Consider the following 15,462-nt stretch of genomic DNA (forward strand, 5'->3'; position numbering starts at 1 on the left):
GCTGCAGTATGGGATTTACTCTAGCCTTTATGCCAATCAACAATAATAGGTGGTAAAGGATACATTTGGAGATAGATTTGCCTTAGGATTAAAATAAATGAAGGTACCTAGGTTTCAGTAAATGGATCCAGGCACCTTCACTTATTTTTTATTTTGTTTTAACTGTAATACTCTTATCCTTCATAATCATTAAATCTGAACCATCATATGTTCCTATACTGATATCTCTTGCCTTCCCAATTTTATATACACGTATTTTCTGATTATCATTATCATGTTTTTCGGAAAGTCCAATAGCCTTGTCATCTGCAGTACATTCATTTATTTCAGTACCATCAGCAATCAAATATATTGGAGGAATTATATTTTCAAAACCTTCCCTGCCATTGTATTGCTGAGTATACTTTACAACCAGGTAATCACCTGTAATAAAGTAATCTTTTATCTTTATACTTCTATCAGTATCTATATTTAATATTAATGGCTTAGCAGCTGTAGTAACATCTATCTTTACAGCAGGAAGCTTATTTGATCCCTGTTTAGTTCTATATGCGGGTATGATTGTTATGCTTTTTGAGTTTCCTCTATTAATAAAGTTTGTTGTCCATTTGCCTGGATTTCTTGAATCTTCATACTCGCTTCCATTCCACAGTAAGCTATACCCCCTGTCATTTAAAACTATAAAATCCCCGAATTTTCGTTCTTCCCCACGTTTATTAATATCTTTAAATTCACTAAAATCTTCTGTACCTTTTATTGACACTGTCAGGGGTGAAACTGTAACAGTATCTATTTTACCTTCTCCGCCATTAGTTTCAATTTTTTTATTAACCTTATATTCAACTGTCTTTTGTACTAGATTTCTTTTATCAATGAAGAAGCTAACTCCCCAATTTCCTTTCCTGCCATAAAGTTCATCTATATCTATATCTATATTCATCTTATCCTTTTTATTATCTTGAGACCAGTCAATCTTCTTAAGTACTCTAATAGTGTTATTGTCAATAAATTCCCATGAAGCTCCAGCTCCAGTATCTAATCTTTCTCCGTTTACCTTCAATGAGGTAGGTATACTAAGAGCTTCCATATAGTCATGTTTAATTTCTTTATTGTTATTTCTCACAATGAAATTTAGGAAAAGCTCATTATCATCTGCTATTGCACTTTCAAATGTTACATCTATACCTTTATCAGATTTTGTCTTGCCAATAATATCAATGTAGTCTTTATACTGTTTGTTTATACTAACTAAGTCCTTATTCAAGAGATTCCCAATTATAGGTATGCCCTTTGCTAGAGCTGGTTTAACCGCTATTATAGAAAAGCTAATAAGAAAAATTATACTAGCTGCAACTACGGCTTTCTTTTTACCACTTAATTTCTTTTTAGTTATAGACTTTTTTAAATTAAGTTTAATTCTAGCTTTATCTTCTTCATTTGTATAAACCTCTTCAAACTCCTTCTCATCTATATCAATATCATTTAGGATTTTGTAGATGTCCTTCATACTAAATCACCTCCAAATTTGAGCCTGACGATCTTTTCCTAAGCTTTAGTTTCCCTCTGTATATTCGGTTATCTACAGCTGCTTTGGTTATATTTAACTTTGCAGCTATTTCTGCGGCTTTGTATCCTAGAAGAAATTTTAAAACAAAAATTTTTCTATCCATTGGCTCCAAAGCATCTATTAACCTCATTGTTTCATTTTTATTTTCCAAAATAATCAACTCATTCTCAGCAGAGATATCATCTAAACTCTCAATGGTTTCTAAGAGCACCTCAGCTTTCTTATGCCTAATCTTTGTCCTATAGTAGTCAATAGCTTTATACTTTGATATAGCAAAAATCCATTTCTTAAAGTCTTCCGTTTCCCCGTTAAATTTATCTGCATTGTTCCACACTGAAAGAAAGACATCATTAATACATTCTTCTATAAACCCTGAATCATTAAATTGCCCCAAAATTTTAAGTATAGTCCCCTTAGCCAGTGAAAGATACTGGTCAACAATATAATCCAAGGCATCTTCATGCCTTCTTTTAAGTCTTTTAATATAGTTTCTCTCGTTTGATTTCATATCATTCTCCCTATAAAACAGGTATTTTGTAAAAGCTCTTACACTCTATATAACGTTAATAATAGAAAATATTCTCATGTTTTTTTCCTTTATTAAAATTTTTATAATGTTATCATAATTTGTCAATATCTTTTACTGATTATACAATAAAATCAGTCACCTATGAAGGAACATTGTCCCTAGTTGCATCAATATAAAGCTAAAGCTATTGAAAAGAAAAGACAAACGGGATTAAGAACTGAGAAACTGCTCCTTTTTAATGTAGAAAATAGGTGTAGAAAAATAGAAATTTTACTTAAAGGTGTTATAATAAAGTAAGTATAGAATATTTAAGTCGATTTTAATATCACATCCCTTTTGGTGTTATTTAACTTAATAAAATAGTAGACCAGCTGTAGTTGTTTAAACACTAATAATCTATAAAACCATATATGTAACATATTGCAACCTTTAATCATAATTATGATTAAAGGAGGAATTTTATTTTTTAAATAAAAATAATAAGATGGATGGGGGGACCATATGAAACGAGCTTTATTAATAGGAATTGTGGGTATAATAATTTTTAGTTTTTCTGCATGCAGCAGCTTATCTGATATGTATAATAAAAAGGATGCCCAAAAGATAAATGTTGTCAGTAACATAAATCCACATCCAAAAGGAAAAAAACCAGCATCGCCTGCGCCCAGAAATATTCTTAAGGCAGGAGACAAAGGAGATGATGTAAAAGATATTCAAAAAAGACTTAATAAATTTGGTTATACTGTAAGTGAAGATGGAGATTTTGGGGAACGGACAGTGTATGCTGTAATGGATTTTCAACACAGGCATGGTCTTACTACGGATGGAATAGTAAAAGGGTCTACATTGGATGATTTAAAAAAGAAGCCTACTCCAGATGTAATGTACAAGCCCACAGCAGAAATAGTGTCTAATTTTAATCCGTCTTATGCCGAAGGCATAGTGAATAAATTGAATACTCAAAGTTATACTGACTACTATGTTATGGTTAATATACCGGAGCAGATGGTATACATTTTTAATGGCAGCAGCGGAAAATGGAAATTGATAAATTCCTTTCAGTGTGCATCAGGAACAGGTGGTACACCTACGGTGAAAGGTCATTTTTTTGTAGGAATCAAAGGACCTCAATTTGAATCACAAAATGGAGTCATACTTAAATATTTTACGCAGATTCAGGGAAACTATTTATTTCATAGTGTCTTATTTGATAAAAGGGGAAATTTAGTAGATGGTACACTTGGCAGATCTGCTTCTCATGGTTGTATAAGATTAGCTCTTGAAAATGCAAAGTATATTTACGATAATGTTCCCATAGGATCAGGAATCCTGATACAATGATTTCAGTCAGCACTATTAAATTACTGGAACTTGGTAATTTAATAGTGCTTTTTTTGCATTTTTTCAAGTTTTCATATTGATAAATATTAAGTAAGATTTATTAGTAAAATAGAGTTGCCTTTATGGAATATATAATAAAACAAATTGCTGAAAGGGTTCAATTGACAGGATATACACTTAAGGTATTACCTGGCATATATTTAAACTAATCAATTACTTTTATTTCAGCATCACATGCTGAACACCAAGTGAGGTAAGGGCCAGAACTACCCAACATATAAATCCCAGAAGAATTGGCTTTCCGCCGTTTTTCACAAGTTTAACAAGATTGGTGTTTAGTCCAATAGATGCCATTGCCATAACAATAGTAAATTTGCCTAAATTTGATAGAACACTGCTCATTCCAACTGGCATGGAAGCAAAGGTGTTGATCACTGAAGTTATTATAAATCCCAGTACAAACCATGGAAATATTTTTATGATATCGTAGCTGCTATTTTTATGTCCTGCTTCTTTTTTAGAAGTATATACAGCTAAAACAAGCGTGACGGGAACAATCATTAATGTTCTTGTCAGCTTTACAATGACTGCCAGGTTGCCTGCGGAATTGCTGAAAGAGTAGCCCGCGGCAACTACTGAGGAAGTATCGTTAATTGCAGTCCCAGCCCATAGGCCAAAGTTTTGATTGCTCATACAAAGTACATGTCCAAGGAAGGGAAACAAAAATGCGGCAATTACATTAAAAAGAAATATGGTGGAAATGGAATGGGCAACTTCTTCCTCATCTGCATGAATAACAGGAGCCGCTGCTGCAATGGCTGATCCACCACATATTGCGGAACCCACACCAATAAGAGTTTTTATATTTCCATCCAGTTTTAAAAGTTTTCCTGCAGCAAAGGCGGTGATAAATGTTGCTGACAGTGTGAAAACCATTAAAACAAGCGTTTGTTTTCCAACCCTGAAAACATTAAAAAGATTCATGTCAAACCCCAGCAGAATAATGGAATACTGCAGCAGCTTTTTTGAGGTGTAGCTTATACCATCATTAAATAAGCTCGGCCTTTTCCAAAATGCCAAAAGCATTCCAAATAGGATCCCAAGTACCGGGCTTCCAATAATAGGAATGGTTTTACCTATCAGCCATGCCGGGACTGCTATGAAGCCTGCAAGTACTACACCTGGTAATCTATTGATTATTGTTTTCATAATGTCTTCTCCTCTCTGTGGTCTATCATACGCCTTGACATAATATAAGTAAAATATTATTATTTAATCATTACAATAAGTAAATAGTAATGTATGAGGTGATATTATGACTTTAAGGCATTTTAAAATATTTGTGGCGGTGTGCGATACCATGAATATGACTTCCGCTGCCAAAATACTTTTTATGTCACAGTCTGCAGTTAGTCAGGCAATTGCTGAACTCGAGAATTATTATGATGTCCGGCTTTTTGAAAGGTTATCCAGGAAATTATACATAACCAGAGCAGGTAAAAAGCTTTTAAGCTATGCCCGTCACATTATTCGGATAAACGTAGAGGTGGAAAACGATATGAAATCTTTGCGTAAGAACGGTTACATACGGATTGGTGCCAGTGTTACTGTGGGAGCTCACGTATTGCCAAAGCTTGTCTCGCATTTTAAACAAATAGATCCACAAGCTGATATCCGGGTATTTGAAGATAATACTGAGAAGATTGAAAATATGATTATTCACGATGAGATTGACATAGGTCTTGTGGAAGGTGAAACAACCTCACGGGATGTTTTGAATATACCATTTATGAATGACGAACTGCTGCTCATTTGTTCAACCAATCACCGATTTGCTCCATTTTCAGTTATAGAACCGAGAGAACTTGAACAGGAAAAATTTATTATCCGTGAAAAGGGCAGTGGAACCCGTAAAACATTTGAGGACAGGATGACAGCCAATAATTTGACCTGGAAAGTTACTTGGACATGCAATAATGCTGATACTATCAAAATGGCTGTTGAGGAAGGACTTGGTGTGTCTGTTATTTCCAAGCGTGCCGTTGAAAACGAGGTGGCCGCTGGACGGCTTTGTCAAATAGCTGTGAAGGGAATTGAATTTAAAAGACAGTTCAAGATCATCTATCATAAAAACAAATATTTTATGAAATCAATGAAACAGTTTATAGATTTATGCATTAAAAATAAATAAGAGCGGACCTGTATTTTTTATAATTGCATTTACATAGTTTTATTGGTATATGATAAAATTATTGATATTAAAATAGTTTGTTGAATCAATTATGGAGGGTTGGAATATGTGAAAAGTACTTTAAGGTTTTTAAGGAATTTTATGATTTTTATGAAAAGGCCATAGAGGTATAGGGGTATTTCAAACTTGCAAAAAGCAAAGGTTTCTGATAGAATAAATGGGAATGAATACTGTGTTTTACTCTGTCTATATTTTGGATTGTTAAAAAAAGAACAATTATATACTGATAAATTTCTTCATCTGAAAATATATGTTTCAGATGCTGTTTTTGCATAGAAAGCTTTTCCTCTATATTCATAAGTTTTAGATTTATAAAATCAGGGGAAAATCCTATGATATATATTTAATTATCAAATGATTCTTGGGTTCAGGCAGGGAACTTGTCTATAAGGAATGATGATTTTCACACCTGAATTATGGAATAACTTATCCGGGGTGAGGCATTGATTATCTCACATTTTATTAAGTGCGGGCCTTAACAATGTTAAACGTCGGATGGATAACAGACTGGAAAACAATAGAACAAGGGATTTAGGATTATGTTAAATTAGCACAATTTGAGAAAGAAGGTGATAAGATGTCGACAGTGGAATCAGTGCAATCAAATATTGCCAGACATGGCCTGGTAATGGTGGTTACAGGTAATGGTAAAGGCAAAACGACTTCTGCATTCGGTCAGGCCTTACGTGCCATTGGCCATGGGTATAAGGTATTTATCCTTCAATTTATGAAGGGCAGGAAATATGGAGAAATTATAGCTGCAGAAAAGTATCTTCCGGATCTTACGATTGTTCAATGTGGTCTTGATAGTTTTGTTATGAAAGACAATCCGGCTCCAGTAGATATTGATCTTGCACAGAAAGGTTTTGAGAAGGCTAAAGAAGCTGTAAAAAGCAAGAAATATAATCTGGTTATACTAGATGAGATTAATGTAGCTGTGAATTTCAATTTAATTTCTGAACAAAAGGTTATAGATTTAATTAAGCAAAAGCCACCTGAACTAAACCTGTTATTAACTGGAAGATACGCTTCAGACAAAATTGAGGAAATTGCAGATATGGTAAGTGATATAACTGAGATTAAACATCATTATAATGCAGGAATTAAAGGTCAGGCAGGCATTGAATATTAAATAAATATTTTTGTAACATATTTCTTTAAACTAAGAATGGAGGTAAGAAAATTGTTCGATAAAGAAGTTCTCGATAAATCTAGCCAATTACGAAAAAAATGGGAAGATGAAGTTAAAAAGACAATTGCTAAACATCCGGATCAAAAAGAAAATTGGACTACAGTTTCCGATGAACAGATAAAAAGGGTGTATGGCCCTGAAGATATTAAAGATATGAATTTTGAAAAAGATATATCATACCCGGGGGAGTATCCGTTTTTAAGGGGTAATCAGCCTACAGGCTATCGTGGAAAGTATTGGACCTTCAGAATGTTTTCAGGCATGGGTACAGCTGTAGAAACTAATGAAAGATGGCATTATCTTTTATCTACAGGACAGACTGGATTAAGTACTGCCTTTGATTTCCCAACTCTCATGGGTTATGACAGTGATTCACCTAAATCCAGGGGTGAAGTTGGAAAATGTGGAGTTGCCATAGATACTATTGCAGATTTTCAGGATCTTATAAAGGGTATTCCCTTGGATAAAATAAGTACTTCAATGACTATTAATCCTCCTGCAACAATACTATGGGCCATGTACTGCGCATCAGCACAGATGCAGAATGTTCCACTTAATAAAATAAGCGGTACTATTCAAAATGACATGCTTAAAGAATTTATTGCTCAAAAGACTTTTATGTGCCCACCAGAACCATCTGTAAAACTCATCAGTGATACAGTGGAATTCGGTACTAAATATGTGCCTAAGTGGAATACCATAAGTATCAGTGGATACCATATCAGGGAAGCAGGTTCAACAGCTGTCCAGGAACTGGCTTTTACTTTAAGGGATGGTGTGGAATACGTAGAAGATGCCATAAAACGTAAAGGATTAAATGTAGATGATTTTGCACCTAGATTGTCATTCTTCTTTAATTCTCACATCGATTTCTTCGAAGAAATTGCAAAAATGAGGGCTGCACGTAGAATGTGGGCCAAGATTATGCGTGAGCGTTTCAAAGCCAAAAATCCTCGTTCACTGTGGATGAGATTCCATACACAAACTGCAGGATGCTCACTGACTGCTCAGCAGCCTTATAACAATGTTGTTAGAACTGCAGTTGAAGCTTTAGCTGCTGTTATGGGCGGAACTCAGTCCCTTCACACCAATTCATTAGATGAAGTTTTATGTCTGCCTTCTGAACAGGCAGTACAGATTGCTCTTAGAACTCAGCAAATTCTTGCAGAGGAGACTGGAGTGGCAAATACTACAGATCCACTTGCAGGCTCATACTTTATTGAATCTCTTACTAATAAAATGGAAGAAGAAGCATGGGAATATATCAATAAGATTGATGAAATGGGAGGAATGGTTGCTGCTATAGAAAAAGGATTCCCTCAAATGGAAATATCAGATGCAGCATATAAGTTCCAGCAGCAAATAGATGCTAAGAAAAAGATTGTAGTTGGAGTTAATAAATATGTGGAAGAGAATGAAAAAGTGGATATCCCAATGGTTGAGATTGATGAATCCGTGGAAAAGGAACAGCTTAAACGTTTAGCTGATGTTAAAAGACAGCGTGATGGACGTCAGGTTTCTAAATGTCTCAAAGATTTGGAAACGGCATGTAAAAAGGGAGAGAATGTTATGCCTTATTGCATAGAAGCAGTTAAAAGCTATGCAACTGTTGAGGAGATCTGTAATGTTTATAGAGAAGTTTACGGTGAATACCGTGATCCTGGCATATATTAATAAAATAACTTAAGGAGGAAAATGTAATGTCAAATAGAAAGATTCGTGTGTTGTTGGCTAAACCAGGACTTGATGGACATGATCGTGGTATTAAAGTACTGGCTAGATGTTTTCGTGATGCTGGTTTTGAAGTAATTTATACAGGATGCCATCAGACTCCTGAACAAATTGCATCTGTTGCTATTCAGGAAGATGTAGATTTAGTTGGATTGAGTTGTTTATCGGGTGCACATAAAACCTTATTTCCAGAAGTAACTAAAATATTGAAAGAAAAGGGTGCAGGAGATATTTGTGTTATAGGTGGAGGTATTATTCCTGAACAGGATATGGATGCACTATACAAATCTGGAATCAAGGCTATTTTTACTCCAGGAACTCCTTTAGATGAAACTGTTGACTGGATTAATAAAAATGTAACTCCAAGGGTGTGAATATGATGAGCGAAATAAGTAAAAAAGTTTTGAATGGAGATGTGCGTTCAGCTTCACATATTATAAGAAATTTAGAAGATCAAATTCCAGGTACTGAAGAGATTATGAAAGATCTATTTACGGCCTCTGGTAAATCCCACATAGTGGGATTTACCGGTGCACCGGGAGCTGGTAAAAGTACCTTGATTGATGAACTTATTACAGTATATCGTAAAAAAAGAAAAACTATTGGCGTATTGGCAGTTGATCCAACCAGTCCTTTTACAGGAGGGGCAATTTTAGGAGATCGAATTCGTATGATGAATCATTCTGAAGATACAGATGTATTCGTTAGGAGTTTGGCTACCAGAGGTTATATGGGGGGATTATCCAAGGCCGTCGGTGAAGGAATTCATGTTATGGAGGCTCTTGGAAAAGAAAAGATTATTGTAGAAACCTGCGGAGTAGGACAGCAGGAGGTAGATGTATTTAACCATTCCCATACAGTAGTTGTTGTCCTTGTACCAGGCATGGGCGATGAAGTTCAGGCTATTAAGGCAGGTTTGATGGAGATTGCAGATATTTTTGTAATTAACAAAGCTGATAGGGATGGCACGGGTAAACTTTATCAGGAACTTATAAATATGATATCTATGTCCTCCAAAAACCCAGGTTGGAAGATTCCTGTTATTAAGGTGGCGGGATTCAAGGAACCTAAGAAATTTTCTGAAAACGTTGAAGAATTATGCAATAAGATAGATGAACATTATGAATACTTGGTTAAAAGCAACCTTTTGTCCAGTCGTGCAAGGAGAAAAACTGCAGCAGAACTCAACGAGGCATTATGGGCTAAAATACTTCAGCCGGTGCTGGATGATTTGAATTCCAGGGGAGAAATGGAAAAGATGGTTGACAGGTTGATTAATAAGGATACGGATCCATATACGCTAGCCGAAGAAGTGGCTCGTAAATATATGAAATAAGTAGATACGAAAGGGGAAAATTGATATGAAACATACTCCCGAGTCTGAAATATGTACTAGAATTTCACATTTCCAAAAAAAGCTTCAGGAAAAGAATATTCAAGGATCAATTATTTTATTAAATAGTGATATGTTTTATTTTACAGGCACAGTTCAAAATTCATTTTTATATATACCTGATATCGGAGAACCTATACTTATGGTAAAAAGGAGTATGCGCCGGGCATTAGATGAATCACCTCTTAAAAATATCGTGTCCATTAAAAGCCCCAAACAGATTCCTCAGATTTTATCGGATTTTGGTTATAATTCCATAAATAAGATAGGGCTTGAATTGGATGTACTGCCAGTTAATCTGTATAAAGCTTATGAAAAGATATTCCCCAATATTGAGTTTTACGATATTTCTCCTCTTATAAGAGGGATGAGATCTATAAAGTCACCTTATGAAATACAGCTTTTACGAAATGCAGTAGGTGTAATAGACGAATCGTTTTTGCAAGTACCTTCTTTTCTTCGTGAAGGTATGCCGGAGGTGGAACTGGCAGCATTATTTGAGGCTGAAATGCGTAAACGTGGATATTCCGGATATTGCAGGACTAGAGCATTTAATCAGGAATTTTTTTATGGAAATGTATGTACTGGAAGCAGCGGATTTTGTCCCAGCTTTTTTGACGGACCTGTAGGGGGATCAGGAGTTTCGGTATCCCATCCCCAAGGTGCAGGATGGAAAAAAGTAAACAGGGATGAAGTTGTTTATATAGATTACACTTGTATTATTGAAGGATATGCAGGTGATCAGACAAGAGTGTTCTGTATGGGCCAGCTTACACCCAGGATGGAAAAGGCTTTTAAAGATGCGGTGCTTATTGAATCGGAAGTAGCTAAAAGTATTAAACCGGGAATGCTGGCTGAGGAACCATATTTTTTAGCTCTCAAAATGGCAGAAGAAATGGGTTATAAGGATAATTTTATGGGTTATAAGGAAGATAGAGTTAAGTTTTTAGGACATGGTATAGGCCTGGAATTGGATGAATGGCCGGTGCTTGCAAAGGGAGCCAGAATTCCGATTATGCCTGGAATGACTTTTGCCATGGAACCTAAATTTGTATTTCCTGAAGGTGCTATTGGTACGGAAAGCAGTTTTGTGATGACAGAAACAGGATTGGAGAATATGACCACAATTCCTGAAATAATTACTTACTTAAAATAAATGCGGTGAAAGATAAAATTTATTGTTGAATTAAAAGGGGGAAATAAATTGAGCAGACCTAAAAAGATTACATTAAAAGAAGCGGCTTCTTTAATTAATGATGGTGATGAATTAGCTTTTAGTGGTTTTACCATTTGGAGACGTCCTGTGGCAATTTGTTATGAAATAATTAGACAGCATAAGAAAAATCTGCATTTATTTGAGGTACAAGGTGGGTTCCACAGTGACTTATTGGTTGGTGCAGGATGTGTAAGCATTTGGGAAGGTGCCTGGATGGGACAAGAGATGTTAGGAAAGATAGGAGAGAATTTAGCACGTAAACAGATGAACGGTGAAATTCTAGTGGATGATTATAGTCATGGTCAGACCGCAGGAAGACTTATGGCAGGAGCATTGGGACTTCCCTTTTTCCCTTGTGCATTATCCATGGGTACTGATATATTTAATCCTGAATACGATCAGCTGGCTAAAGCAGGTTTAAGAGATGGGAAACATCGTAATATACCAGCCAAGAAGTATGTAATGGCGGATGATCCTTTTTTCGACAGAGGAAAATGTGCATTGTTTCCAGCTGTGAATCCTGATGTGGCTTTGGTTTATGCACCTATAGTAGGAGATGAAGGTACTGTACGTGTACTTGCACAGCCTTATAATGATGAAGAAGTTATTAAGGCATCTAAGAAAGTAATTGTAATATGCGAGGAGATTGTACCTGATGAATATTTGAGAAGAGAACCCAATGCCAATATAGCTTCCGGATATCAGGTGGATTATGTGGTGGAATGTCCATGGGCGGCACATCCAACGGGATCACAATACTATTATGATACGGATGCCAAGTTCTTAAAGGACTATAACCGTAATGTACGTGATCAGAAAGCATTTGATGAATTTGCAGAAAAATGGATATTTAGTGTGGACAGTCATGAAGAATATCTGGAAAAACTGGGTGTAAGAAAGTTGGAAGAGCTGCGTGCTAGTTCTATTATGGGTTATTCAACTAGGGCCAAAAGGGGGAAGAGATAGATGGTTAATTCAGAGGAATATTGTAAACCCGGGGAGTTTAAGCCTATAGATTTGCTGGCTGCTGCAGCTGCCAGGGAAGTTCATGATGGCGATGTTGTATTTGCAGGAACTGGACTGCCTATGCTTGCCATAACTTTGGCCCAGCATCAGCAGGCACCTAATGCAGTATGTGTATACGAGGGCGGAAGCATTGATGGAAGACCCCTTAATATACCTACTTCCGTAGGCGATGCCCGATGTGTTTATCAGGCTTCCAGGGCTACGGGATTATTTGATGCCTTTTATGGACAGCTGCATTCCGGTTATGTGGATTTAGGTTTTTTAGGCGGAGCTGAAATTGACAAGTACGGAAATGTAAACTGCACAGTAATAGGTGATTACAACCATCCTAAAAAAAGATTTACAGGAAGTGGTGGTAATGCGGATATCTGCTCTTTTGCCAAAAAAACTGTATTTATTATGGTACAGGAAAAACGTAGATTTAAAGAACATGTTGATTATGTAACTTCGCCGGGCTGGAAGGTAAGAAATTGGCCGTCTGGAGAGTGGGTTTCCAAGAAAGAAGTTTATGGATCATATTTTAAAGGTGGAGTTTCTGCTGTAATTACAGATATGGCAGTATTTCGCTTTGACGAAAATGGCGAGATGTATTTAGATACCGTACATCCTGGTTTTACTGTACAGGATGTTATTGATCATGTAGGTTTTAAGCTTAATGTATCCAGGGTGTCTGGAGAAACATTGCCGCCTACCAAAAAGCAGGTTGAATTACTTTATAAGGATATTGATCCGGAAGGCATATTTTTGCCATAAGTTATTGATGTTTATAATTCAGCAAGAATAGAATTTAGAAAAAAATTTAATACTCAATATAAAAAGGCAGAGCGGATTATAGTGAAATAATCTAGCCCTGTCTTTTAATGTTGATACTATTTGAATATTAAAAAGTGTATATTTAACTATATAATAGTTCTTTAGTGAAATATGTACTGGTTGATCAATAAAAAATTTAATATACGATATGATATAATATTATTATGAAAAAAATCATGATTGGGGGTATTGAATATGTCATATTTACTTGCACCGCTTAAAAGAGGCAAATTAGTTTTAAAAAATAGGCTGGTTATGCCGCCTATGGCTACTTCAAAATCTGGAGAGGATGGCAAGGCAAGTGAAGATATTTTAAAGTATTATGATGAAAAGTCCAAGGGAGGATATATATCACTTGTTATTATTGAACATAGTTTTATTGCTCAGGCAGGAAAAGCCAGTGAAAGACAGCTCTCTATAGCAGATGACAGCGTAGTGGAAAACTTAAAGAAATTATCGGAAATTATCCATAGAAACGGATCCAAAACTGTAATGCAGATTAATCATGCCGGCAGTGCTGCAATGAGAAGCATTACTGGTACTGAGGTAATTGGCCCTTCCGCTGTGGCAAATCCAATAAAGGGAGATATGCCGAGAGAGCTCACTTGTATGGAAATTGGGGATATAGTTCAGGAGTTTAAAGCGGCATCACTTCGTGTAAAGGCAGCAGGATTTGATGGGGTTGAAATTCATTCTGCACATGGTTATTTTTTAAATCAATTTTTTTCTCCTCTTACCAATAAAAGAACTGACGAATATGGAGGAGATGTAAAAGGCAGGATTAAAATACACCTGGATGTTATCAGGGCAATTCGTGAAGCTGTAGGTGATGATTTTCCGGTTCTTTTACGTCTGGGTGCTTCTGATTATATGACAGGGGGAAGCACTGTTGAAGATAGTAAAATTGCAGCCCGGGAGTTTGAAAAAGCAGGAGTGGATATTCTCGATATTTCCGGTGGATTTTGTAGATATACCATACCAGGAAATACTTCACAGGGATATTTTTCACCTCTCACTGAAGCAATTAAAAAATCAGTATCTATTCCAGTGATTTTAACTGGAGGCATTACAGAAGTTCAAGCTGCTGAAGCGTTGTTATCTGAAGATAAAGCGGATCTTATTGGGGTGGGCAGAGCTGTATACAGAGATTCCAATTGGGCTAAAAGGGCCATTGAAAGTCTTCAATGATTAATAAGGTATTGAATTTTCAAGCTGATAGGTTATGCTATAAAATATTATGAGGTGATTTTATGAAAAGCAACGTATATTTTGTGAATTTGAGAGCCAGGAAGGCAAAACAAAATAAAATAACGAAGATAAGAAAGCTATTTGACAGGGGTGAATTCAAGGATCTGCTTAATAAAGGAGATCTTACTGCCGTAAAGATTCATTTTGGAGAACTTGGCAGTGATGGGTATATCAACCCTGTATTTGTAAGGCAGGTGGTTGACAAGATAAAGGAAACTGGTGCCAATCCATTTTTAGTGGACTCAAATACATTGTATTCCGGGAGCAGATCAAATGCGGTTGATCATATGAATACGGCAATACTGCATGGGTTTAACTATGCTGTGGTAAATGCCCCTGTAATAATAGCAGATGGGTTAAAGGGTGAAAATGTAAAAGAAGTAAGAATAGACAAAAAGCATTTTAAAAATACGAGAATATCCGGTGCCATAGCTGGAGCCGACAGTATGATTGTCATGTCCCATTTTAAAGGTCATGAAGCAGCTGGATTTGGAGGAGCTATTAAAAATTTGGCTATGGGATGCGCAAATCCTGATGGAAAGAAAGATCAACATTCCATAAGACCCAGTGTAAATGTAGAAAAATGTATAGGCTGTGAACAGTGTGCGAAGGTATGTCCTCAAAAAGCCATAACTATTGAGGACAAGAAATCGTCTATAGACAAAATGAGATGTATTGGATGCGGTGAATGTATGACAGTCTGTCCAGTCAGGGCCATTGAATCAGGCAGTGAAATAGAAGCAAAAATATTTACAGAAAAACTTACGGAATATGCCTATGGAGCAGTAAAGGGAAAAGAGGGAAAGGTGGGATATATAAATTTCGTTATTAATGTAACGCCTGATTGTGATTGTGTTCCATGGAGCGATGCACCTATAGTACCGGATATAGGAATATTGGCATCGACAGATCCTGTAGCTCTGGACAGTGCATGTTATGATTTGGTGAATAAAGCAGCAGCGTTGAGTAATACTTTTCTGAAAGACAATGAAGTTCACAATGATCATAAGTGTGAAGATAAATTTAAAGCTATGAGAAAAAATACTTATGGCCAGGTTCAGTTGATTTATGGAGAAGAAATAGGTCTTGGCTCCAAGGAGTATAAGTTAATAAGCATATAAGTTGAATTTTTATTATATGCAGGTATTTGTGGAT

15 protein-coding genes are annotated in these 15,462 nt (G+C 36.0%); 12 read left to right on the plus strand and 3 right to left on the minus strand.

Features of this window, described 5'->3' with window-relative positions:
- Positions 1-148 precede the first annotated feature (148 nt).
- Together ACYUJ6_RS01015 and ACYUJ6_RS01020 are read right to left on the minus strand one after the other, a co-directional pair.
- Entirely contained in the window at positions 149-1,507 is a 1,359-nt protein-coding gene (locus ACYUJ6_RS01015) for a DUF4179 domain-containing protein (RefSeq protein ID WP_461844047.1), read from the minus strand.
- Position 1,508: 1 nt separating this feature from the next.
- Positions 1,509-2,075, minus strand: a complete 567-nt coding sequence (locus ACYUJ6_RS01020) for a sigma-70 family RNA polymerase sigma factor (RefSeq protein ID WP_461844048.1) — start codon at positions 2,073-2,075, stop codon at positions 1,509-1,511.
- Positions 2,076-2,597: 522 nt separating this feature from the next.
- Here ACYUJ6_RS01020 and ACYUJ6_RS01025 point away from each other — a divergent pair.
- Positions 2,598-3,437, plus strand: a complete 840-nt coding sequence (locus tag ACYUJ6_RS01025; RefSeq protein WP_461844049.1) for a L,D-transpeptidase family protein — start codon at positions 2,598-2,600, stop codon at positions 3,435-3,437.
- A gap of 219 nt (positions 3,438-3,656) precedes the next feature.
- On the opposite strand, the gene ACYUJ6_RS01030 is transcribed toward ACYUJ6_RS01025, so the two are convergent.
- Complete coding sequence (locus tag ACYUJ6_RS01030; RefSeq protein WP_461844050.1) at positions 3,657-4,646, minus strand: YeiH family protein; 990 nt, start codon at positions 4,644-4,646, stop codon at positions 3,657-3,659.
- A gap of 106 nt (positions 4,647-4,752) precedes the next feature.
- On the opposite strand from ACYUJ6_RS01030, the gene ACYUJ6_RS01035 reads away from it, so the two are divergent.
- The 11 genes from ACYUJ6_RS01035 (at position 4,753) to ACYUJ6_RS01085 (ending at position 15,428) form a co-directional block, all read left to right on the plus strand.
- A complete protein-coding gene (locus ACYUJ6_RS01035; protein WP_461844051.1) occupies positions 4,753-5,628 on the plus strand; it encodes a LysR family transcriptional regulator in 876 nt (291 codons plus the stop codon).
- A 186-nt stretch (positions 5,629-5,814) separates the two neighbouring features.
- Entirely contained in the window at positions 5,815-5,964 is a 150-nt protein-coding gene (locus tag ACYUJ6_RS01040) for a hypothetical protein (RefSeq protein WP_461844052.1), read from the plus strand.
- A 301-nt stretch (positions 5,965-6,265) separates the two neighbouring features.
- Positions 6,266-6,820 (plus strand): cob(I)yrinic acid a,c-diamide adenosyltransferase, encoded by a 555-nt coding sequence (locus ACYUJ6_RS01045; RefSeq protein ID WP_461844053.1) that lies wholly within the window; start codon positions 6,266-6,268, stop codon positions 6,818-6,820.
- Positions 6,821-6,856: 36 nt separating this feature from the next.
- Positions 6,857-8,554 (plus strand): methylmalonyl-CoA mutase family protein, encoded by a 1,698-nt coding sequence (locus ACYUJ6_RS01050; protein WP_461844054.1) that lies wholly within the window; start codon positions 6,857-6,859, stop codon positions 8,552-8,554.
- A gap of 26 nt (positions 8,555-8,580) precedes the next feature.
- Positions 8,581-8,985, plus strand: a complete 405-nt coding sequence (locus ACYUJ6_RS01055; RefSeq protein ID WP_461844055.1) for a cobalamin B12-binding domain-containing protein — start codon at positions 8,581-8,583, stop codon at positions 8,983-8,985.
- A 5-nt stretch (positions 8,986-8,990) separates the two neighbouring features.
- Positions 8,991-9,947, plus strand: a complete 957-nt coding sequence (gene meaB, locus ACYUJ6_RS01060; RefSeq protein WP_461844056.1) for a methylmalonyl Co-A mutase-associated GTPase MeaB — start codon at positions 8,991-8,993, stop codon at positions 9,945-9,947.
- Between the two features lie 25 nt (positions 9,948-9,972).
- Complete coding sequence (locus ACYUJ6_RS01065; protein WP_461844057.1) at positions 9,973-11,160, plus strand: M24 family metallopeptidase; 1,188 nt, start codon at positions 9,973-9,975, stop codon at positions 11,158-11,160.
- Between the two features lie 48 nt (positions 11,161-11,208).
- Positions 11,209-12,186, plus strand: coding sequence for a CoA transferase subunit A (locus ACYUJ6_RS01070; protein WP_461844058.1), 978 nt, complete (start codon positions 11,209-11,211; stop codon positions 12,184-12,186).
- Positions 12,187-12,999: a CoA-transferase subunit beta gene (locus tag ACYUJ6_RS01075; RefSeq protein WP_461844059.1), complete on the plus strand. Its 813-nt coding sequence runs from the start codon at positions 12,187-12,189 to the stop codon at positions 12,997-12,999.
- 255 nt (positions 13,000-13,254) lie between these two features.
- Positions 13,255-14,247, plus strand: coding sequence for an NADH:flavin oxidoreductase (locus tag ACYUJ6_RS01080; protein WP_461844060.1), 993 nt, complete (start codon positions 13,255-13,257; stop codon positions 14,245-14,247).
- Between the two features lie 62 nt (positions 14,248-14,309).
- The gene (locus tag ACYUJ6_RS01085; protein WP_461844061.1) at positions 14,310-15,428 is read left to right on the plus strand and encodes a DUF362 domain-containing protein; all 1,119 of its coding nucleotides are present in this window, start codon (positions 14,310-14,312) and stop codon (positions 15,426-15,428) included.
- Positions 15,429-15,462: the final 34 nt, after the last annotated feature.

The organism is Clostridium sp. JNZ X4-2, assembly GCF_054889485.1.